The 21312-nt window shown below is 65.5% G+C and carries 20 protein-coding genes, 1 tRNA gene and 1 pseudogene; 12 read left to right on the top strand and 10 right to left on the bottom strand.

Annotation, left to right across the window (positions count from 1 at the left end; genetic code table 11):
* Positions 1-25: 25 nt before the first annotated feature.
* The 3 genes from ACSDHM_RS11285 to ACSDHM_RS11295 form a co-directional block, all read right to left on the bottom strand.
* Complete coding sequence (locus ACSDHM_RS11285; protein ID WP_439426276.1) at positions 26-889, bottom strand: Smlt3025 familytype IV secretion system inhibitor; 864 nt, start codon at positions 887-889, stop codon at positions 26-28.
* A gap of 76 nt (positions 890-965) precedes the next feature.
* On the bottom strand, positions 966-1373 hold the full coding sequence (locus ACSDHM_RS11290; protein WP_072168104.1) for a hypothetical protein: 408 nt from the start codon (positions 1371-1373) through the stop codon (positions 966-968).
* Between the two features lie 487 nt (positions 1374-1860).
* On the bottom strand, positions 1861-2208 hold the full coding sequence (locus ACSDHM_RS11295) for a winged helix-turn-helix transcriptional regulator (protein ID WP_072168105.1): 348 nt from the start codon (positions 2206-2208) through the stop codon (positions 1861-1863).
* A gap of 101 nt (positions 2209-2309) precedes the next feature.
* Between ACSDHM_RS11295 and acuI the strand changes: the two genes are divergently transcribed.
* The 3 genes from acuI to ACSDHM_RS11310 all read left to right on the top strand — a co-directional run bounded on the left by acuI (position 2310) and on the right by ACSDHM_RS11310 (position 7092).
* Positions 2310-3299 (top strand): acrylyl-CoA reductase (NADPH), encoded by a 990-nt coding sequence (gene acuI, locus ACSDHM_RS11300; protein WP_439426277.1) that lies wholly within the window; start codon positions 2310-2312, stop codon positions 3297-3299.
* Between the two features lie 152 nt (positions 3300-3451).
* A complete protein-coding gene (locus ACSDHM_RS11305) occupies positions 3452-6205 on the top strand; it encodes a UvrD-helicase domain-containing protein (RefSeq protein ID WP_439426278.1) in 2754 nt (917 codons plus the stop codon).
* A 335-nt stretch (positions 6206-6540) separates the two neighbouring features.
* A complete protein-coding gene (locus ACSDHM_RS11310) occupies positions 6541-7092 on the top strand; it encodes a hypothetical protein (RefSeq protein ID WP_143592557.1) in 552 nt (183 codons plus the stop codon).
* A 667-nt stretch (positions 7093-7759) separates the two neighbouring features.
* On the opposite strand, the gene ACSDHM_RS11315 is transcribed toward ACSDHM_RS11310, so the two are convergent.
* Positions 7760-7849 (bottom strand) — tRNA-Ser (locus ACSDHM_RS11315).
* Between the two features lie 124 nt (positions 7850-7973).
* Here ACSDHM_RS11315 and ACSDHM_RS11320 point away from each other — a divergent pair.
* Positions 7974-8375: pseudogene (locus ACSDHM_RS11320) on the top strand (DUF4241 domain-containing protein); the annotation flags it as partial.
* A 124-nt stretch (positions 8376-8499) separates the two neighbouring features.
* A complete protein-coding gene (locus ACSDHM_RS11325; RefSeq protein ID WP_353762223.1) occupies positions 8500-9048 on the top strand; it encodes a DUF4241 domain-containing protein in 549 nt (182 codons plus the stop codon).
* A 52-nt stretch (positions 9049-9100) separates the two neighbouring features.
* Here ACSDHM_RS11325 and ACSDHM_RS11330 read toward each other — a convergent pair whose 3' ends face one another.
* Entirely contained in the window at positions 9101-10093 is a 993-nt protein-coding gene (locus ACSDHM_RS11330; protein WP_005410175.1) for a LysR family transcriptional regulator, read from the bottom strand.
* 127 nt (positions 10094-10220) lie between these two features.
* Between ACSDHM_RS11330 and ACSDHM_RS11335 the strand changes: the two genes are divergently transcribed.
* Entirely contained in the window at positions 10221-10808 is a 588-nt protein-coding gene (locus ACSDHM_RS11335; RefSeq protein WP_072168109.1) for an FMN-dependent NADH-azoreductase, read from the top strand.
* 137 nt (positions 10809-10945) lie between these two features.
* The gene (locus tag ACSDHM_RS11340) at positions 10946-11308 is read left to right on the top strand and encodes a ligand-binding protein SH3 (RefSeq protein WP_151354721.1); all 363 of its coding nucleotides are present in this window, start codon (positions 10946-10948) and stop codon (positions 11306-11308) included.
* A 66-nt stretch (positions 11309-11374) separates the two neighbouring features.
* Here ACSDHM_RS11340 and serS read toward each other — a convergent pair whose 3' ends face one another.
* Positions 11375-12655 carry a serine--tRNA ligase gene (gene serS, locus ACSDHM_RS11345; RefSeq protein WP_088497905.1) on the bottom strand — a complete coding sequence of 427 codons (1281 nt, stop codon included), beginning with the start codon at positions 12653-12655 and terminating at the stop codon, positions 11375-11377.
* Between the two features lie 113 nt (positions 12656-12768).
* Here serS and ACSDHM_RS11350 point away from each other — a divergent pair, with 113 nt between their 5' ends.
* A complete protein-coding gene (locus ACSDHM_RS11350; RefSeq protein WP_072168113.1) occupies positions 12769-13407 on the top strand; it encodes an energy transducer TonB in 639 nt (212 codons plus the stop codon).
* Between the two features lie 119 nt (positions 13408-13526).
* Positions 13527-14099: an energy transducer TonB gene (locus tag ACSDHM_RS11355; RefSeq protein ID WP_188240841.1), complete on the top strand. Its 573-nt coding sequence runs from the start codon at positions 13527-13529 to the stop codon at positions 14097-14099.
* 190 nt (positions 14100-14289) lie between these two features.
* On the opposite strand, the gene aroA is transcribed toward ACSDHM_RS11355, so the two are convergent.
* From aroA to ACSDHM_RS11375, 4 genes are all read right to left on the bottom strand, one after another.
* Positions 14290-15597 (bottom strand): 3-phosphoshikimate 1-carboxyvinyltransferase, encoded by a 1308-nt coding sequence (gene aroA, locus ACSDHM_RS11360; protein ID WP_072168115.1) that lies wholly within the window; start codon positions 15595-15597, stop codon positions 14290-14292.
* Between the two features lie 76 nt (positions 15598-15673).
* Positions 15674-16873, bottom strand: a complete 1200-nt coding sequence (pheA, locus tag ACSDHM_RS11365) for a prephenate dehydratase (RefSeq protein ID WP_005417297.1) — start codon at positions 16871-16873, stop codon at positions 15674-15676.
* 51 nt (positions 16874-16924) lie between these two features.
* Positions 16925-18010, bottom strand: coding sequence for a 3-phosphoserine/phosphohydroxythreonine transaminase (gene serC / locus ACSDHM_RS11370; protein ID WP_005417298.1), 1086 nt, complete (start codon positions 18008-18010; stop codon positions 16925-16927).
* Positions 18011-18190: 180 nt separating this feature from the next.
* Positions 18191-18997, bottom strand: coding sequence for an FHA domain-containing protein (locus ACSDHM_RS11375; protein ID WP_032954286.1), 807 nt, complete (start codon positions 18995-18997; stop codon positions 18191-18193).
* A gap of 125 nt (positions 18998-19122) precedes the next feature.
* Between ACSDHM_RS11375 and ACSDHM_RS11380 the strand changes: the two genes are divergently transcribed.
* From ACSDHM_RS11380 to ACSDHM_RS11390, 3 genes are all read left to right on the top strand, one after another.
* Positions 19123-19398 carry a polyhydroxyalkanoic acid system family protein gene (locus ACSDHM_RS11380; protein WP_005417302.1) on the top strand — a complete coding sequence of 92 codons (276 nt, stop codon included), beginning with the start codon at positions 19123-19125 and terminating at the stop codon, positions 19396-19398.
* An 81-nt stretch (positions 19399-19479) separates the two neighbouring features.
* A complete protein-coding gene (locus ACSDHM_RS11385; RefSeq protein WP_005417304.1) occupies positions 19480-19971 on the top strand; it encodes a phasin family protein in 492 nt (163 codons plus the stop codon).
* A gap of 236 nt (positions 19972-20207) precedes the next feature.
* Positions 20208-21212 carry a restriction endonuclease gene (locus ACSDHM_RS11390; protein WP_180883917.1) on the top strand — a complete coding sequence of 335 codons (1005 nt, stop codon included), beginning with the start codon at positions 20208-20210 and terminating at the stop codon, positions 21210-21212.
* Positions 21213-21312: the final 100 nt, after the last annotated feature.

A 21312-nucleotide genomic window follows, 5' to 3' on the forward strand; every position in this document is an offset into this window, starting at 1 on the left:
CCCCTTCTCTTCCTTGAATCACCGATCACTTGGACCGGGTGCGCGCGATGACGTCCCTGACGGCCTCTTCCATGCGCTTCCAGTCTTTCAGAAACGCTCTCTTGTAGTCCAGGCTGACGGACAGCTTGTTGTCCATGTCCACGAAGTAATGAACGCAGCCCGCGGCCACTTCCCCTGGCTCACTGATCACCTCGCGCCCCTCCAGCCGCACGCCGTCGCCTCGGAATTCCTCGCCGTCACATTTGATGAATGAGCTGATCCGGCCGTCGCTCTGACGTGCGATGTACCAGTCTCTTTCGTAGGCGGGATTGCGCACAGGCGGCTTCCCGTACCGCGCCTCATACTTCTTCGCGTACACCACCATCTTCGCTTCATCGATTGCATGGGGCGTCAGGCCCAAGGTTTCCGGCTGCGCAACGCGTTGATCGAGACGGTCCCTGGGATCCTCCCTTTCCACAGAGCCCTCCTCCGTGATGGCTTCATTTGACGACAGCCTTGAAAGCAGTGTTTCAACGGGAACGCGATCAACATAGTTGATCCGGATGGGAATCTCCTTCCGGAAATCATTCGTACGCGGATTGGCCCGCGCACCCGGCGCCGTCGGCTTCATGTCCGGCCACTCGATGACCAGCGTCACGCCCTCGCCTGGCCATGGTGCGATCTGGCTGTCCAGGTAGTTGGCCGGAATGCGGAAGGTATTCGGCCCGAGCTTCACGTCCACGGGCGCATCGGTATAGGTGTGGCCGTTGATCGTGCGGCCGGTCTGCGTTGCGCCGGACATGGCGGGATTCCTTTCGTGTTCGGTGGACGGTGACCGTGCACATGCGCTGGCGCTCACCGCGACGGCAAGTGCAAGCGTCAGGCAACGGCCGGGGGACATCACGTGCATGGGCATTCCATTGCGGGGTTCCAGCGCCACTATAGGGAACCGGGCGTCAACGGAACAGGAACCGCGTCGCAGCCCTTCACGGCACCAGGCAGCGTTCCACCTGCAGCGACAACGCCTGGCAGGCGTTGAACAGACCTTCGACCACGGCTGCGGAGGGGCAGCAGGCGGGATCGTCGCTCTCCCGCGCCACATGCGCGGCGTGCAGCACCGCAGTCAAAGCCGTGATGCCCGAAACGCTGCGGGTGGCCAGGGCCATGTCGAAGGCGCGGCCGGGGCTCAGGCACATTTCACTCCAGGCCTCGCCATCGGCGCGCAGGTTCCTGCCGTGGCCTTTCAGGTGTGCAAAGAATGCCGATGGGGTGACGAACTCGGCGGATTCGCGGAGCGCGTCCTCCAGCGTTTCGGCCAAGGCAGCGGGAAGATCAAGTACAGCGGCACCCAGCAGCGCGTGCAGGCGGGGATGGTCGGGAAGACGTTCGGGCATGACGGCAACCTCACGTTGTGGCCACCTGCAGATGCAAGGTGGCGGACGGTGCGGGTTGGCGTGCCGGATACGTAGTACGAAAGCCGACGGGCCCTAAGACCCCCACGCACCATCCGCCATGAACTGACAGAAGCTGCATTGTCGTGATCGCAACATACGTTGCAACTACGACGCCTTGTACTACGTAAGTTCGGGACGCCAATCCCGGCCACGGCGAATGCCTTGGCGCGGACATGGTTACCGCCCTGAACCGGCGGTGGAAAGCAGGGAAATCCTGATCGATCACGTCGCTACGTTGGTTGCGTCAGTGGATGTCGAGTTGTCCATTGACTGGCGTTCTTCGCCAGCAGGCGACTACCATCGACGCGTACTTTCCGGACGCCCTATCCAGCCGTATACGACATGCGCGGTCGCGGTGCCAAAGACCCGCCGATGGCTGTAGGCATTCGCGAAACCCACATGCGGCAGGCGCAACGCCCCTCAGCCTTCAGCTATCGCCTTGGGTGCTCTGATAGCCGCGGTAGGTCTCGCCCCACTCGCGCATGGCCAGCAGCACCGGCACCAGCGTGCGACCGAACTCGGACAGCTCGTATTCCACCTTTGGCGGCACTTCCGGATACACGTGGCGGATCACCACGCCATCGGCTTCCAGTTCACGGAGCTGGCTGGTGAGCATGGACTGGGTGGCGTTGGGCACCCGCCGGGTCAATTCCATGAAACGTCGCTTGCGGGTCATCAGGTGAAACAGAATGATCGGCTTCCACACGCCACCAATCACGGACAGCGTGACTTCCACCGCACACCCGCTCTTGCCATCCCAACGCCTGCTACGCATGCATACTCCGGAAAACCATAGTACCTACGGAAAATCATCGTTCTTGTTGCAATAGTGGCACGAGCCTAGCATGGCCCCATTCCATGAATGTGAGGCCATCCATGACGTTCAAAGCCCTGCTGACACGCAAGACGAACAACCAGCTCTCGACCGAGTTGGTCGATTTCGATGAGGCGAATCTGATGGACGGCGACGTCCTGGTGCAGGTCGAGTACTCCACGCTCAACTACAAGGATGCGCTTGCGCTCACCGGCAAGAGTCCGATCATCCGGACATTCCCGCTCATTCCCGGCATCGATCTGGCAGGCGTGGTACTGGAATCCAGCAGGACCGACTTCAAGCCAGGCGACCGCGTCGTACTCAATGGCTGGGACCTGAGCATGGGCCACCACGGCGGCCTGGCCCAGCGCGCCCGCGTACGCGGTGAATGGCTCAACCGGATTCCCGGCAACCTGAGCACCCGCGATGCCATGGCCATCGGCACCGCTGGCTATACCGCGATGCTGTGCGTGCTCGCCCTGGAACATGCCGGCGTGACGCCCGACAAGGGCGATGTGCTGGTAACCGGCGCCAACGGTGGCGTCGGCTCGATCGCGGTGGCAATCCTCTCGAAGCTGGGTTACCGCGTGGTAGCCGCCACCGGACGTCCGGAGCATGCTGAGTATCTGCACAACCTGGGTGCGGCCGAGATCATCGATCGTGCGCAGCTTTCGGAGCCGCGCGAGCGGCCGGTGAGTGCCGAGCGCTGGGCAGGCGTGGTCGATGTGGCCGGCGGCCCCACCCTTGTCAACGCCATCGCCGAGACCAAGTACCGCGGCGCCGTGGCCGCGTGCGGCCTGGCCCAGAGCGACGCTCTGCACGGCTCGGTATTGCCCTTCATCCTGCGCAACGTGACCCTGGCCGGCGTGGATTCGGTGAATGCCCCACAAGAGGTTCGCCAGCGCGCCTGGGATCGGCTTGCAACTGACCTGGACCCGCAGAAGCTGGAAAGTACCGTGCAGCAGATCGGCCTCGCCGAGGTGCTGGATGTCTATGAGCAGATCATCCCCGGCAAGGTGCGCGGCCGCATCGTCGTGGATGTGAACGCCTGACGCCTGTCGCGCCGGCGAGGGTGCAATGCCATCGCTGGCTCACGCGCGCGACTGACCGGAAAAACGCAACGTGCCACGCCAAGCCGCCTTATCATGTGGCGGCAAGGTCGCTTTACGCCCGGTCACGTACGCAAGGCAGTATCTGGATGTCTATGGAATGGCGCCCCTCGGGCTGGGGCCAGCGTGTGACCCGCTCGCCGGACTGGCAGTTGCGGCTGGATGGCGAACAGGTCGCGCTTTTGATCGACGGCAGGCAGTACCGCCAGCATGTAGCGAACGAACACAGCGTGCGGGTCGTTCGCGGCGTACTCTGGTCCAGGGTCGAACTGACGACCGAGCGCGGCGAAGCACTGTCTGTGGATGGGCTGCCGAACAGCCAGGGCTCCCGGCTTGCCGCTGCCGTGCAGCACATGCTTTTCGCGCGCTCCAGGCGGGGGCGCAAGGCACAGTTTGAGCACGTTCTGGCGCAGATCCAGGCGTGGCTGGCCGAGGCAGATGCGCTTACCGACCGAGGCACCACCGGCCGCCGCTGGATCACGTACGAACAGCAGCAGGCGTTGCTGGCCGACCGCCCGTCCCTGCCCCTGCCGCCCGCCGAGCTGGAGCAGCTGTTCCTCGACGAGGAGGTGCATGACGACCTGCACTCGGACCGCCACCGCATGGCACTGGACGCACTGCATGACTGGCAGCTGGATTGGCCCGCCCTGTGGGCGGACGCCAATGAGGCAATGGCGACCCGCGAACTGGGTCTGGCCAAGCCCTTCCTGGACCGGGTCGAGAGCAGGCCGCTGACCGAGGAGCAGGCCCGCGCCGTCATCTGCTTCGACAACCGCGTGCAGGTCGTGGCCGCGGCCGGCTCTGGCAAGACCTCCACGATGGTTGCCAAGGCCGCCTATGCCATCGATCGCGGCTTCATGGAGCCCGAACGGATCGTGATGCTCGCCTTCAACAAGGACGCCGCCAAGGAGCTGGAAGAGCGCGCGCAGCGATGCTTCGACCGGCTCGGCATGGGCGACACCGTGGTGGAGGCGCGGACCTTCCACGCCCTGGGCCTGTCCATCATCGCCAAAGCCACAGGGCGCAAGCCGGATATCCCGGAATGGGCGGTCGACGCGACGCTGGGCTTCAACAAGCTGGCCGAACTGGTGGACGACCTGAAGGACCGCTCGACCCACTTCCGCACCCAGTGGGACATGTTCCGCCTGGTGTTCGGGCGCGATCTTCCGCCGTTCGGCGCCGACATGATGGCCGATGGTTACGACCGCGATGGCACGCCCTACATGCGTACCCTGCAGGGTGAGCGGGTGAAGAGCCTGGAAGAGTGCGTCATCGCCGACTGGCTGTTCTACAACGGCGTGGCGTACGACTACGAGCGGCGCTACGAATTCGATACCGCGACGGACACCCATCGCCAGTATCGCCCGGACTTCTACTACCCGGACGCCCGGCTGTATCACGAGCACTTTGCGCTGGATGCCGATGGCCAGTCGCCGAAGCACTTTGCCAACTACAGCGAAGGGATGCACTGGAAGCGCCAGCAGCATGTGGCGCGCGGCACCGCCCTGGTCGAGACGACGTCGTTTGGCCTGCGCAGCGGACAGGCCCTGCAGCATCTTGCCGGGCGGCTGGGTGCGTCTGGTGTCGAACTCGACCCGAACCCGGACCGCGAGCTGCCCGACCAGGGCGCCAAGCCGATGCCGGACGCAGACCTGATCGGCCTGATGCGCACCTTCATTGCGCATGCCAAGAGCAACTGCCTGACGCTGGATGACATGGCGGCACGCCTGCGGCAGATGCCTGAGGATCAGTTCAAGGAACGCTACCGGCGCTTCCTGGAGATCGCCGGGCCGGTTTTCCAGGCCTGGGACAACGCACTGGCTGACGAGCGCAGCATCGACTTCGAAGACATGCTCAACATGGCCGCCGGGCTGCTGGAACAGGGCCACTATGAGTCGCCCTACGAACTGGTGATGGCCGACGAATTCCAGGACGCGTCGCGCGCCCGTGCGCGCCTCTGCCGTGCCCTGGTCAGCCAACCGGGCCGCCATCTGTTTGCGGTGGGCGATGACTGGCAATCGATCAATCGCTTCGCTGGCGCCGACGTTTCGGTGATGACCGGATTCCGCGAATGGATGGGGCATGGCCAGGTGCTGAAACTGGAGCAGACGTTCCGCTGCCCGCAGGCGCTGTGTGATGTTTCCAGCCGCTTCATCAGCCGCAACCCCGCGCAGATCGCCAAGAAGGTCCGCTCTGCTGCGCCGGCAATGGGTCCGGTGCTGCAGGCGTTCCAGATGAACCGGCGTGAAGAGGTACAGGATGGTGTTCGCCAATACCTTGCGACGCTGCACCAGCAACTGCTGTCAGGTGCAGTGCCGCAGGGCCGCAACGGGCGCGTGACTGTATTCATTCTGGGGCGGTATCGCGCGGACCGCAGCGCGATGCCTTTGGATTGGAAGACGGCCTTTGGCAGCACGATGGAGGTCGAGTTCCTGACCGCCCATCGATCGAAGGGGCGCGAGGCGGACTACGTGATCCTGCCGGGCGTGATCAACCGCAGCTTCCCGAGCCTGCGCGCGGATGACCCGGTGCTTTCGCTGGCAATGCCGGACGGCGATACCTATCCGCTGAGCGAAGAACGGCGCCTGTTCTATGTCGCGCTGACGCGGGCGCGAAGATCGGTTGCGATGTTCACCCTGCAGGGCAGGCACTCGCCGTTCCTGGATGAGCTGGTGAAGGAAGGCGCAGTGGAAGTGACCGCGATTTCAGGCGCGGCCATCCACGAAGAGCGCTGCCCGGTGTGCAAGGTGGGCGTGTTCGTGGACCGCAATGGGCCGCACGGGGCGTTCCGGTCGTGCTCGAGTTACCCGTTGTGCCATAACAAGCCGAAGGGTGGGCGTCGGGGATGAACACGTGACCTCACCAGCGAGCCAGCAGTTCAAGTATCCAGGGGTCGTAGTCTGTCAGAAACACAAATGCCTCTCCCTGGGCATTCGCGCATGGCGATGAGAGTGACCGCACCCAGCCGGCTGTCTCCCAGTATCACCATGAAACTAGGGCCAAGAATATAGGCACGACCCAGCGAAGATTACGATCAGCGCGGGAAAGTTAAAATGCCAACCAATTTCACAAAATGCGAGCAACCTCGCACAAGCGAGCCCTGCATCGGTGTAGGCAGTGTCTCCAAGTCTCTCGGCATTTGAGTCCAGGAGGTCACTGGCCAGCTGCGAAAACAGCTCGACTGATGCGCCAAATCGAACAAGGGAAAAGTATGGACACTGTAAAGAAATCATCGAAGCCGATTGGAAAGGCCTTGATCGCCCTCGCCATTCTCGTTGCGGTCGCGCCAGGACTAGCGGCCGCCAATCCGATTGCCAGTGAAAGCTCGGCGATTCATGAACGCCAGCTTGAATCTTCCGATGGAAAGAAGTGGATCGTTCGAACCATCCCGACGTCCGATTTCCAAGGCGGTACGGTGATGGTTGAGCAACGTCTGTTCAGAGATGGAAAGGGCGGGCTTGTCTATCGGTTTGACGACCAAAGTCAAGCAACCAAGATCTATCACCAGGCCCTGTGTGAAGCAAAAGACTCTGTCCCCTCAAGAGGGGCAACCACAATCTCCGGAGAGGCAGTGTGGAGTTGGTCCTGCACAAACAGCAAAGCTGATGTCCCCTCTTCGAGCAATGCTCCAATCTCCGCCAGGAGCTCGGACTATCTGTACGCTGTCGCCCCCGAAGGGTACTATCCTGTAGCAAAAATTTTACATCCACTGGCGCTGTTGCTTTTAAGAGTGTAGTCGCGGGAGACATGAAGGCAACGCTCTCCATCGATGATGGAAGATGTACAACGTCGGTGACCGAGCCATATAGCTCACCATTCGAAGGCACACACACAGCGCAAGTGGCGTGTCTGATAAGTGATGCCCGAACTGTGAACACGTCGATGGAAGGATGCATACCGCAGCGGTGTGCTACTGGTAGAGGTTCCCTCAGCGCTGTGCAGTCTCCCTGAATCCACATTCAGATCAGTATTCGTTGGTACGTACAGGCGCAGCAGCTGAGCAACCCAACGCAGAGTAGACACTTGCTGTTCCCCATTACCGTAGACCCTGACGACAATCCCGACGCTCTGGCGAGGGGCGACGGCCATGTCAGGTGCTGAGATCACCTGTTTTGGGGCACTGCCCGGATGCTTGCCGACGCCCGGGCGGTGCCCTGTTTCGTCAGACGGTCAATTCGTAGAGCAGAAGGTTCGGCGCAGCCTCCGTCGCTGCAGGGAGAAGATTGCGCTGCGCCTGTTGTTGGCCGAGGCGACAACTTCCTCTGGATAGAATCCGGGGTGCAAGGCTGGGTTCGGCAGCAGATCGCGCAGAATCGACCTTTGCAGGTGGAAGGGTAAGCGGGCGGGCAGCTAAGGCTGTAGAAGCGAAAAAGCCCCTATTTCCAGGAGCTTTTTGCAAAGACTGGCGGAGAGAGTGGGATTCGAACCCACGGAAGGTTTAACCCTTCGCCGGTTTTCAAGACCGGTGCCTTAAACCGCTCGGCCATCTCTCCAATCGGGTCCCGGTCGCCCGGGCAGCGACGTATTCTCGCACGTGAAGGGCATTTGCCCAAGTCCACCTTGCCCCTGCCCTTTGCATCCGGCACGGTGGGAGCCTTCACCGCACTCGGAGCCGCCATGGCGCATCTCGATCTGGCCAACCTGCGCACCTGCCTGCTGGACGATACACAGCTGGCCGCTGTGGCCCTGCACCGCACCTTCGCCGGCCATCTGCCGGTCAGCAGCGGGGAGCTGGTGGTCTGCGATCCACTGGTGCAAGCGGAGGCGCCAGCGCTGGCCGACTACACCGCCCCGCTGGGGCGGCATCCGGTCGAGATCATCGTGCACAGCGGCCGCCCGGCGTTGGCCGTGGTCTGGTTCAAGCCACGCGAAGCTCTCACCGCGACCGCCCTGCACTGGCAGATGGCGCGCTGGACCACGCAGGACCTGACCGGCCTGGATGAGGACAGCTTCATCGGCTATCCGGTCGACGCTGGCATCGGTTGTTTCATGGACACCGACACCCAGCAGGCGCTGCTGGCCCTGATCGAACAGGCCGATGGCGAGGAAGAGAGTGAATGGTCGGATGCACTGATCGACCACGATGGCCTGGACGAAGGCGTCGAATACCGCCCCTGGGGGGGAGAACTCGCCGCACGGCCTGGTGGTCTTCACCAGCGGCTGGGGCGACGGTGTCTATCCCAGCTACTGGGGGCTGGATACGTCCGGCATTCCGGTCGCCCTGGTCACCGATTTCCTGTGCATCCAGGGCGGCGATGGGCGCGACGAGCGCGAGATTGCCGACCAGGCCTATCGCGACAACCTGCCCCCTGCGGAAGCCGAGGCGCTGGCGCGGCTGGTGGCTGCGGTAGAAGGAGACGACGCGGAGGCATTGCAGGACCTGCTGAAGGATGCGCCGCAGCGCGCCAACCAGATCGAACCGGGCTGCGGCGGCACCGCCCTGTACGAGGCGATCCGCCTGGACCGCCCGCAGGCATTGCGGGTGTTGTTGCAGGGCGGCGCATTGCCGGCAATGCCCGAACGCCTTCACATGAGCAAGGTGACCGGCTATCTGGACTATGCGCGCTTCCTGAAGAAGCCGCGCAGCGCGGAACTGATGGCGGTGCTGGAAGCGCCCGTCGTTGCGGCCGAACCGCCACCGGCCGCAGCGCGACGCCGCAGCTTCTGGGACCGGCTGTTCGGCCGGAACTGATCGTCGGAAAACAGCAACGCCGGGCATGGCCCGGCGCTACCGTTCAGCGCTCTCAGCCGGCATCCACCGCCAGCGCCCCCAGTGCACTGGCCTTGATTCGCTCCTTGGCCTTCTCACAGGCGCCACCGCAATCCAGGCGCGAGGCCTCCAGCTGCGGCGGCAGATGTTCGGCCAGGAAGTCAATGAACACGCGCACCGCCGGCAACAGCCCGCGGCGCGAGGCGAACACGGCGTGGCACACGCCCTGCGGCAACGACCAGTCCGGCAGCACTACTTCCAGCTCGCCATTGCGCACGGCATCGGCGCACACGGTCTCCGGCAGCATGGTGATGCCGAAACCGTCCTTCACCATGCTCTGCAGCAACGGGAAGTCGAAACCAGCCACGCGCGGCTGCAGGTCGACCCGGCGCACTTCGCCTTCCGGGCCATGCAGTTCCCAGCGCTGGCGTGCTTCGTCTTCGCTGATGCTGAGGGTGACGTGCTGGGTGAGCTCTTCCGGGTCCTTGGGGCGTCCGGCGCGGTCCAGGTATTTGGGGCTGGCCACCAGCAGTTCCTGCACCTGGCCGAAGCTGCGCATCACCAGGCTGCCGTCGTCGTCCAGGCGCGAACGCACGCGCAGGGCAACGTCGTAGCCTTCATTGATGATATCCACGCGGCGGTTGCTGATGTTCAGCTGCAGCCGCACCTTCGGGTACTGCTCAAGGAACTTGGGCAGCAGCTTGGGAAGCTGCATCTGCGCCAGTGACACCGGCACGCTGGCGCGCACCACGCCGCGCGGCTCCGCGCTGAGGCGGTCCACCACTTCGCGGGCGGCCTGGGCCTCGGCCAGCATCGTCTGCGCATGGCGATGCACGCTGGTGCCGACATCGGTGACCGCGAAACGGCGCGTGGAGCGCTGCAGCAGGCGTACGCCCAGGTCGGTTTCCAGCTGGCTGATGCGGCGGCTCAGGCGCGACTTGGGAATACCCAGTGCGCGCTCGGCGGCGGCGAATCCGCCGTGGTCGACCACCATCGCGAAGTAGTACAGGTCATTCAGGTCATGCATACCCGAGTTCCATATCTAGAACAATACGTGGCATTCAATCACCTTTATTCCGCCTTTGCAACAACCTATCGTTCTCTCCGTCGGCGGGGCCACCCCGCCCCTTCCTCCCAGAACACAGGTGACTGCCATGAAGCTTCTGCATCTCGACGCCAGCGTGCTTGGCGACAACTCCGTCTCGCGCCAGCTGTCGGCCGCCGTGGTCGCCCGCTTCGCCAGCCAGATCGATGACCTGCAGGTCGATTATCGCGATCTTGACGCCAATCCGGTACCGCATCTGCGCAGCAGCTCGCTGGCCAGGACCGACGCGGCCGAGGCGACCGATGCTGAACAGGTGATGCAGCAGTTCCTGGACGCCGACATCGTGGTGATCGGCGCGCCGATGTACAACTTCAGCATTCCGTCCACGCTGAAGGCCTGGATCGACCGCGTGGCCGTGGCCGGCCGCACCTTCAAGTACACCGAGAACGGCCCGGTGGGCCTGGCCGGTGGCAAGCGGGTGATCATCGCCAGCAGCCGTGGCGGCATCTACACCGACTCGCCGGCCGACTTCCAGGAGCCGTTCCTGCGCCAGGTGTTCGCCTTCATGGGCATCAACGAGGTCGAATTCGTGCGCGCCGAGGGCATCGCCTATTCGCCGCAGCACCGTGAAGACGCCATTGCCGGTGCACTGGCGGCACTGCCGTCGCACGAAGCGGCCGAAGCCGTCGCTGCGTAACGCGTTCCAACGTTCGGCGCTCCTCTCTCCTCGTCTGGGCGCTGAACGCGGGCCGGGATCCCCTCCCCCATCCCGGCCCACCCTGGCGGCCCCGCTATGCGGGGCCGTTTTCTTTTGCGACGCGCTAGGCTGGGGCCATGAACTACATCGTGACGGCTGCGCACCGCAGCGAATTTCCGCACCCGATCACCCTGCGCCGTGGCCAGGCGCTGGTGGTGGGCGAACGTTATGAAGGCCCGGAGGGCTGGGAAGACTGGTTCCTGTGCCAAGCCGAAGGGCAGCAGCCCGGTTTCGTGCCGGCGCCGGTGATCGGTCGCGATGCGCAGGATGACGCCTATGCCACGGAGGATTACTGCGCGCGGGAGCTGGATGTGGATCCCGGGCAGATCTTGCGCGGGCTGCGCATCCTCAATGGCTGGGCGTGGTGCGTGCCGGAGAACGGCGAACCGGGATGGGTGCCGCTGGAGAAGCTGCGGGTCATAAAGGAGAGCCGAGCATAGGCTCGGCTCTACATGGATCTGTAGCGCCCGAGCCTACGCTCGGGCGGCGGCGCAAAGCGCCGGCTGTCAGGCGATGGTTTCCAGGCCGCCCATGTACGGGCGCAGGGCCTCTGGCACGGTGATGCTGCCGTCGGCGTTCTGGTAGTTCTCCATCACCGCGATCATCGCACGGCCAACCGCCACGCCCGAGCCGTTCAGGGTATGCACCAGCTCCGGCTTGCCGGTGGCCGGGTTGCGCCAGCGCGCCTGCATGCGGCGGGCCTGGAAATCACCACAGTTCGAGCACGAGGAGATCTCGCGGTAGGTCTCCTGCGACGGCAGCCAGACTTCCAGATCGTAGGTCTTCACCGCCGAGAAGCCCATGTCGCCGGTGCACAGCAGCACCTTGCGATACGGCAGGCCCAGTTTCTCCAGCACCACTTCGGCGCAGCGGGTCATGCGCTGGTGCTCGGCGTCGCTGTCTTCCGGGCGGCTGATCGAGACCAGCTCGACCTTCTCGAACTGGTGCTGGCGGATCATGCCGCGCACGTCGCGGCCGCCGCTGCCGGCTTCGGCACGGAAGCACATCGAGTGAGCGGTCATGCGCAGCGGCAGACGCTCGGCGTCGACGATCTCGTCGCGCACGATGTTGGTCAGCGGCACTTCCGAGGTCGGGATCAGATAACGCGTGGAGTCGCCCACGGCGGTCTTGAACAGGTCGTCCTCGAACTTCGGCAGCTGGCTGGTGCCGCGCAGCGAGTCAGCATTGACCAGCAGCGGTACGTTGGTTTCCTCGTAACCGTGCTCGCCGGTGTGCAGGTCGACCATGAACTGGGCCAGGGCGCGGTGCAGGCGCGCGATCGGGCCGCGCAGGACGGTGAAGCGCGAACCGGACAGTTTGGCCGCGGTCTCGCCGTCCAGCCAGCCATTGCGGGCGCCCAGTTCGACGTGGTCAAGCACCTTGAAGTCGAACTGGCGCGGAGTACCCCAGCGCGCCTGCTCGACGTTGTCGTTCTCGTCAGCACCGGCTGGCACGTCATCGGCCGGCAGGTTCGGGATCCCCATCGAGATCGCTTCGATCTTCTCGCGCAGCTCGTCCAGCGCCACTTCCGAGGCCTTCAGCTCGTCGGCGAAGGCGGCAACTTCAGCCATGATGGCCGACACGTCCTCGCCCTTGGCCTTGGCCTGGCCGATGGCCTTGGAACGGCTGTTGCGCAGGCTCTGCAGCTCCTGGGTCCGCACCTGGATGCGCTTGCGATCAGCCTCCAGGGACTCCAAGGCAGACACGTCGAGCTCGAAGCCGCGGCTGGCGCGCAGGCGTTCGGCGAGGTCGGCGGGCTGGTGGCGGAGCAGGGCTGGATCAAGCATGGCAGGTGTCGTGGTGGGTATCAGGGATGGGATTATCGCTTGTTATACGGATTTCTGCCGCCCGGTTCATTCCCGCCGTGGCAGAATCGGGGCATTCCGTACTGGTCCGGTCCATGTCTGCACCCCGCTCGTCGTCCGCCAAGTCGTTTACCGTGCATATCCCGCGCAACGCCCTGAAGATCGCGGGCATCGCCTTCGGCGTGGGCGTGCTGCTGTTCGTGCTGGTCTGGTTCACCGGTCGCGACAAGGAATTCTTCCGCGCCGACCCGGCCGCACAGACCCCGCAGGAGACGGCGCAGGTGGAACCGCTGCCCGAACCGCTGGCGGCGGCCGCCGGTTCCAGCGACATGCCCGATGCCAAGCCGGCCCCGGTCGAAGAGGAAGCCCCGAAGCTGGTCGAAACCCCGCCGCCACCGCCGGCGCCCGTCGCCGAAGCGGCCCCGGCCGCACCGGCTCCCGCGCCGGCTGCCACGGGCAACAGCCAGCCGATGCCGATTGCCGGCCAGTCGCCACCGCCGTCCTATCCCGCCGCCGCCCTGCGCGCCGGTGAAACCGGTACGGTGGTCGTACGCGTGGACGTGGATGCCACCGGCTATCCGAACAATGCCACGGTGATCCAGCGCAGCGGCTCACGCGAGCTCGACCGTGCCGCGACCGATGCGGTGCGCCGCTGGCGCTTCACCCCGGCACAGAGTAACGGCCAGGCCGTACCGGGCAGCATTGAAGTGCCGTTCGACTTCAAGACCCAGTAACTGAACGTTTCCCGGCAGGCAAACTGAACCCTGCCGGTTGCGTTGACGCAACGCTGACACTTTACGCCACTGGCCCGCGCAACACTCTCCCCGTCGTCCATTGACGGAAGGAGTTTGCGATGACCGCCACCACCCACGAAGACCTTCATTCGCCGCAGCAACAGCAGGACGCCAGCGAACAGCACAAGCCCACGTCGCCCTGGATGTGGATCGCGCTGATCGTGGCGATGTTTGCCGCCGCACTGCTCTGGCTGCGTCACTCGAACCAGGAAGACGTGGCGCCGGCACCGGTCGGCGAGCGCATGCTGCCCGCGCCCGAGCAGGCGCCGGTCGCCGACGTACAGCAGCCTGCGGCACGCCAGGCCGCAGCGGCCGGCAACCAGCGCAAGGCGACCCCTGCCGTACGCAATCGCGAGGCGCGCCCGCTGGCGGGCAACAGCAAGCCGACCTACCCCGCTGCCGCGCTGCGCAATGGCGTGCAGGGCAGCGTGATCGCCAGCCTGAATGTCGATGCCCGCGGCCAAGTGACCAATGCTGCGATTGTTTCGCGCAGCGGCGAGCGCAGCCGTGACCTGGATCGTGCGGTGCTGAGCACCGTGCAGAACTGGAAGTTCCAGCCGGCGATGCATGAAGGCCGTGCAGTGGCCAGTGTGGTGCGGGTCCCGGTGGATTTCCGTACCGGACAGCGTTGATCGCGGACGAGGGGTTCGTGATGTTTAGACGGAGGCTTCGGCCTCCGTCCTTTTATGCGGAGAAGCGTGCCGACCAAGGAAGGTCGGCACCTACCGGGCGATGTGAGCGTGCCGACCGAGGTTGGCACCTACCGGACAGGGGGCGCGTGCCAACCATGGTTGGCACCTACCGGAAAACCTGATCCGCCGGTCAGGCCAGGTTGAAGCCGGCGCTGCGCGCCAGGCCGTCGAAGTCCGGGAAGGACGTGGCGACATTGGCGATGTCGTTGATGCGCACTTCGCCGTTACTGATCTGGCCGGCAATGGCGAACGCCATAGCGATGCGGTGGTCGCCGTGGCTTTCGATGGTGCCGCTGCCCAGGCGCACGCCCCCGTGCAGGGTGGCACCGTCTTCAGTTTCGTCCACCTGCATGCCCAGCGCGCGCAGGCCGGTGGCCATCGCTGCGAGACGATCGGATTCCTTCACCCGCAGCTCGGCGGCGCCGGTCACCACGGTCTGGCCTTCTGCAGCAGCTGCCGCCACGAACAGCGCCGGGAACTCGTCGATCATGTCCGGCACCAGTTCTTCCGGAATGCGTGCGCCCTTCAGCGGGGCGTAGCGCACCACCAGGTCGGCCACCGGTTCACCGCCCTGTTCTGCCGGGTTCTCTTCGGTGATGTCCGCACCCATCAGGCGCAGCGCATGCAACAGGCCGGTGCGGCGCGGATTCAGGCCGACCTGCTTCAGGCGCAGCTCGGAACCGGGAATGATGCTGGCGGCGACCAGGTAGAACGCGGCCGAAGAGAAATCGGCGGGCACCACGATATCCGTGGCGCGCAGGCGCTGGCCACCGCGCAGGCGGGCCTTGCCCGGCGAAAACGCGATGTCCACGCCGAACGCGGACAACATGCGCTCGGTGTAGTCGCGGGTCGGGTGCGGTTCGGTCACGCAGGTTTCGCCCTGCGCATACAGCCCGGCCAGCAGCACCGCCGACTTGACCTGCGCACTGGCCACCGGCGAGGCGAAATCGATGCCGTGCAGCGCTTGGCCACCATGCACGTGCAGCGGCGGTGTGCCGTCGTCCTGGGTGTCGATCCTTGCGCCCATCTGCGACAGCGGGCCAGTGACGCGGCGCATCGGGCGGCCGGACAGCGATTCATCGCCGATCAGCGTGCAGTCGAACGACTGGCCCGCCAACAGGCCGGCCAGCAGGCGCATGCCGGTACCGGCATTGCCGCAATCCAGCGGTGCATCCGGCGCCTTCAGGCCATCGATGCCGACACCGTGCACGACGCGCTGCGACGGGCTGGGCGTTTCGATGCGCACCCCCAGCTGGCTGAAGATGCGCGCGGTCGCGCGGGTGTCCTCGCCTTCCAGGAAGCCTTCGATGTGCGAGGTGCCATCGGCCAGCGCGGCAAACATCACCGAGCGGTGCGAGACCGACTTGTCGCCGGGAATGGTCAGGCTGCCCTGCAGCGGCTGGCCCTTGCGGGCTATCCAGTGTTGCGCGTTGCTCATCGTTCGATCATTCCGTAAACACCGGCAGCGCCGGCGATGCATCAGGGAGCGGCGGCTGTTGCCGCCGCAGCAGCACTCAGGGCACGGCCACCGGATAGGAGCCCAGCACCTTGATCTGCGCCGAGTGCGCTTCCAGTTCGGCCAGCGCGGCCTGCATCGGCGCGTCGTCGATGTGGCCGGCCAGGTCGATGAAGAAACCGTACTCCCACTTGCCGTGGTGTGACGGCCGCGACTCGATGCGGTTCATGCTGATGCCATGGCGGGCGAACGGGCTGAGCACGTCGAACAGCGCACCGGGCTTGTCATGGATGAACACCAGCACCGAGGTGCGGTCGTGGCCGGAGGTCGGGAAAATGTTGCGGCCCACCACCAGGAAGCGGGTGGTGTTGTCGGCATCGTTCTGGATCGGCTTGGTGACCACCTTCTTCAGGCCGTATACGTGGCCGGCACTCTCGCCGCCGATGGCCGCCGCGTCGTCGGCGTTGCGCGCACGGCGCGCGCCTTCGGCGTTGCTCGACACCGGAATCTTCTCGGCCTTCGGCAGATTGGCGCGCAGCCACGCCGAGGTCTGCATGAACGACTGCGGGTGCGCGTAGATGCGCTCGATGTCCTCGATGCGGCCGCTGCGCGACATCAGGTACTGCTGCACGCGCAGTTCCACTTCGCCGCAGATCTTCAGGTTGGAGGTCAGGAACATGTCCAGGGTGATCTGGATGGTGCCCTGCCCCGAATTCTCCACCGGCACCACGCCGAAATCGGCGTTGCCCGCTTCCACTTCCTGGAACACCTCTTCGATGCTGGCCATCGGCAGGCCCAGCGCGGAGCGGCCGAAGTGCTTGAGCACGGCCTGCTGGCTGAAAGTACCTTCCGGGCCGAGGTAGCCGATCTTCAGCGGCTCCTGCTGGGCCAGGCAGGCCGACATGATCTCGCGGTAGACGTGCACCAGCAGTTCATCGCTGAGCGGGCCTTCGTTGCGGTCCACCACCATGCGCAGCACCTGCGCTTCGCGCTCGGGGCGGTAGTAGTCGACGGCGGCGGCGAGCTTGCCCTTGGCCTTGCCGACCTGGTGGGCGAAGCGCGCGCGCTCGGCGATCAGGCTCTGGATGTCGCGGTCGATCTGGTCGATCTTCGAGCGCACATCGGCCAGCGCCAGCGGCGCCAGGGTGGGTGCCGGGTTCGAGGTGGCCTTGGCCTTGCCCTTCGCCTTGGTGGGCACGCTGTCCTTGGCCGGTTCGGCCTTCTTCGGCGCCTTCTTGCTGGATTTGCTGCTTGCCATCGGAATTCCTTGTTGCGGGGAACGCACCCGACGGTGCGCGCCGTTCATTGCTCAGCCGTGACGCTGCTGGAAATCGGCCATGAAGGCGACCAGCGCCTCGGCCCCGGCCAGCGGCATGGCGTTGTACAGCGAGGCACGGATGCCACCGACGACCTTGTGCCCCTTCAGCGCCAGCAGGCCAGCGGCCTTGGCCTCGGCCACGAAGCGGGCATCGAGATCGGCATCGGGCAGGAAGAACGGGATGTTCATCCGCGAACGGGCCGCGTGTGCAACCTCATTGCGGTAGAAGCCGCCGGAACCGTCGATGGCGCCGTACACCAGCGCGGCCTTGGCGGCATTGCGCCTGGCGAACTCGGCCACGCCGCCCTCGGCCAGCATCCACTTGAACACCAGGCCGGCCAAGTACCAGTTCCAGGTTGGCGGGGTATTGAGCATCGAATCGCGGGCGACATGCGAGCGGTAATCGAAGATGTCCGCGCGCGGCTGGCCACTGCGCTCGAGCAGGTCGCGGCGGATGATCATCACCGCGATGCCGACCGGGCCCAGGTTCTTCTGCGCGCCGGCATAGATCACGCCGTAGCGGCGCACGTCCAGCGGCTCGCTGGCGATGGACGAGCTGAAGTCGGCGATCAGCGGAACGTTGCCGGTGTCGGGCACATCACGGAACTCGACGCCGTGGATGGTCTCGTTGGCGGTGATGTGCACGTAGGCGGCATCGGGTGACAGCTGCCAGTCGGCGCGCGGCGGCAGCGTGCGATAGCCATCGGCCTCGCTGCTGGCGGCGATGTTGACGTCCACGTAGACACCGGCCTGCCTGACCGCGGTCTTGCCCCAGTGGCCACTGACCACGTAGTCGGCACGCTGGCCGGGGGCGGCGAAGTTCAGCGGGATCAACGCCTGCTGGGTGGTGGCACCACCGGACAGGAACAGCACCGCGTAGTCTTCGGGGATATCGAGCAGGCGACGCAGGTCGGCCTCGGCCTCGGCGGCCACGGACATGAATTCCGCGCCGCGATGGCTCATTTCCACGATCGAAGCGCCGGACCCGTGCCAGTCCAGCATTTCCGCCTGCGCCTGGCGCAGGACCGATTCCGGCAAGGTCGCAGGGCCGGCACTGAAGTTGAACGCGCGCGTCATGTCACACCTGTGGGGCAAGACCCCTAGTATGCCGCAGTGCACCAGCCTTGCGGCCTTGTGCGGCAAGGGAAATTTGGTTTCATTGGAATCCATCGGCAACGCGACCGGGTAGTGCCGGCCGCTGGCCGGCAACCTAACGGATTCGGGGCGGCGGTTGCCGGCCAGCGGCCGGCACCATCGTCAGCGCGCGCCGAACCAGAGCAGCAGGCTGAGCAGCGCGGCCAGCAGCAGCGCACTGACCAGCAGCCATGGCCAGCGCCGCACCCTGCGCGGCGCGGCCGGCAGCACCGGCGCCTGTTCCACGTCCTCGCCCGACTCGTCCTCGACCGGCAACGACCGTCGGCGCGGATCATGCGGCACTTCCAGCACGAAACGGTGCTGGCCATCGAACACCACCTGGTCGCCGGCCTGCAGCCAGCAATGGCGCACGGCCACGCCATTGACGCGGGTGCCGTCGGCACTGCCGAGATCGCGCAGCAGCACGCGTTCGCCGTGCACTTCCACGCGGGCATGCTGCTCGGCAAAAGCCGGGTCATCGATGGCGATGTCGGCCTCGTTGCCACGCCCGATCAGGCGGGCCCGCGACAGGGTGAAGCTGCGGCCATGATGGAGACCGCCGACACCGCGCAGCAGCCGCTGCTGCTCGTCGCTGCCATCTTCGGCTTTCGGCGCAGGCGCCTGCAGCAGGCTTTCGACCTCGCCCTGCAGGACCATCTCCACGCCATCCACATACACCGCATCGCCTGCACGCAGCAGGGCCATCCGGCGTACCGGGCGACCGTTGACGTGGACGCCGCGGATGCCGTTGCCGACCTGCAGCCAGAGGCCGCGATCATCCATGCAGAACTGGGCCAGCAGCAGTGCGCCGTGGCCAGGATCTCCGAGCCGCACGCTGCCGTTGGCCTGGCGCACGATGCGCTGCACCCCGGGCCGCAAGGGCTGGTCGGGCTGTTGTTGTTGACTGAAGTGAACAAGCAGGTTCTGCACGCGGCGCAGCCTAGCAGGTTGGTCGCCAACGAAGAAGAACCCACGATGAGTGCTTGGCGCGGCGGCCCTTGATGCGCACAATGCTTGCCCTCTTCGACCATCCCCACCCTGCGCCAGGAGCCTGCATGTCCACCATCGATGTCCGCCACGCCCACGCCCTGCCCGATGCACAGGCGCGCGCCGCGATCGAACAGGTCGCTGCCAAGCTGTCCGAGCGCTTTGGCCTGAAGTCGTCCTGGACCGCCGACGTACTGAACTTCTCCGGCAGCGGCGTGGACGGTGCGATCGAACTGCAGCCGGGTGCCGTGCGCGTAACCGCCAAGCTGGGCTTCCTGCTGTCGGCGATGAAGGGCATGGTCGAAGGCGAGATCCAGCGTGTGCTGAAGGAAAAGCTGGGCTGAACCCCGGCGGCGGCCGTCACGGCCGTGCAACGCCGGTGCGCGCTACTCTCGGGGTCAGGCCCAACTCCCACGGGAAGTGCGATGAACCACTACGAGAACGACGACCGCCGCAACGACGATGCCTCTTTCAGTGACCAGGCCGAGCGCTTCTCGCGCAAGCTGAGCGATTCGGCCCAGCAGGTCTGGCTGGCCGGGTTGGGTGCGCTGGGTCGCGCCCAGGCCGAGGGCAGCCGCTTCTTCGATGGCCTGGTGAAGGAAGGCGAAGCCTGGGAAGCCCGCCGCCGTGAACGTAACGGCGACCAGGGCCCGGGCTGGCGTGACAATGTCGAGACCTCGCTGGACGAGGCCCGCGAGAAGGCCTCCGGCACCTGGAACAAGGTGGAGAAGGCCTTCGATGACCAGGTGCAGGGCGTACTCAAGCGCCTCCATGTACCCACCGCCGACGAAGTGACCGCACTGGAGGCCCGCATTGATGCCCTGCACGCGCGCCTGGCCAAGCTGGAAAACCGCGCCGCGTCCGGCACCGACGCCCCTGCTCCGGGCAGCCATCAGTCGCCGGACAGCGTGCCCTGAGCGCAATTGTTGCAACGCAATAAAAATTGATTGACAATCGCGAGCAACCCGCCAATCGCTTCGGCTGCCGTTTGTTCCCTCCCCTCACGGCTTCAGGATTGGCGGGTTTTTCGTGCCCGCTGTACGCCGATCTGCGCGCTCCATCACGCTTTCTGTCAGGAACATCCTGACCCGGCCAGGCACCGCGACCTTTACACTGTCGTTCTCCGCTTTCGCCCCTTCCGCCCTACTCCTGCATGCTCCCCTGGATCCTGGCCCTGCTGTCGGCCCTGCTTAGCTGTTCCCTGGCCGTTGTCTATCTGTGGTGGGTCAAGCGGCGGCAGAAGGAGATGCAACTCGGCCTGCAGGCCCTGGCGGGCATGCATTGGCGCGAATTCTCGGTTCTGGTCAAGCGCATGCTGCGCGAACAGCGCGGCCTGCGTGAGCTGATCGATCCGGCGGAAGAAGCCCGCGAGCCAAGCAGCGATTTCATGCTCAGCGATGGCCCCAACCACTGGCTGGTGTCGTGCAAGCATGGCCTGGCCTACCGCATCGGCACCGCCGCAGTAAACGAGCTGGGTGCGGCCGCGCGCCTGGCCGGCGCCAAGGGCGGCGTGCTGCTGACCGAAGGCCGCATCGAGCGCGGCGGCCGCAGCGCCGCCGAGAAGCAGGCGGTTGAAGTGCTGGACGGCCCGCGCCTGTGGCCATTGCTGCAGCCTTACCTGCCCGGCGACATCGAAGCACGCGTGCGCGCCAGCGCCCGGCACGAAGCGCTGCGCCGCATCGCCATCGCCGCACTGGGTTCGGCAACGCTGGGGCTGCTGGTTGGCCTGGGCCTGCAGGGCCTGCGTGTGGAAGAGGCCGCGCCGGTTGCTGCGGCACCGGTGGTGGCGACGCCTTCAACCGCGCCTGCGGCGGAACCTGCTGGCACCGCGGCAGTGCTCCCGGCCGCCCCTTCACCCGCGGCTGCCGTCGCCCCGGCGGCCGACGCGCGCAGCAATCCCAATCCGGATGCGGCCACGCTGGAGCGCTTCCAGGCCGATCTGGCCCGCGCCCTGGCCGGCAAGCCCGGCATCGCCAGCGGTGTCTGGCTGACCCGGCAGACGCTGGCGATCAACCGCACCGGTGAACTGGAAAAGGTCTGGCCGCAGGTCTGTGAGGAAGTGCTGCACTACCCTGCCCTGCGCAACGTGCGCATCCAGCTCAACGCCCGCCCCGGCGTGGATGAACCCGTACGCTGGCGGCAGTGCGCTACGTATTGATGGGGCAACATCCACGCATGGCGTGGATCTACTGAATCCCGCGCCATGCGTGGATGCCTTTGCAGAGTCGAGCCACGCTCGACTCATCGCGCAACGCGCG

The sequence above is a fragment of the Stenotrophomonas sp. T8 genome (assembly GCF_051853085.1).
In the GTDB taxonomy this organism is placed as follows: Bacteria; Pseudomonadota; Gammaproteobacteria; order Xanthomonadales; family Xanthomonadaceae; genus Stenotrophomonas; species Stenotrophomonas sepilia.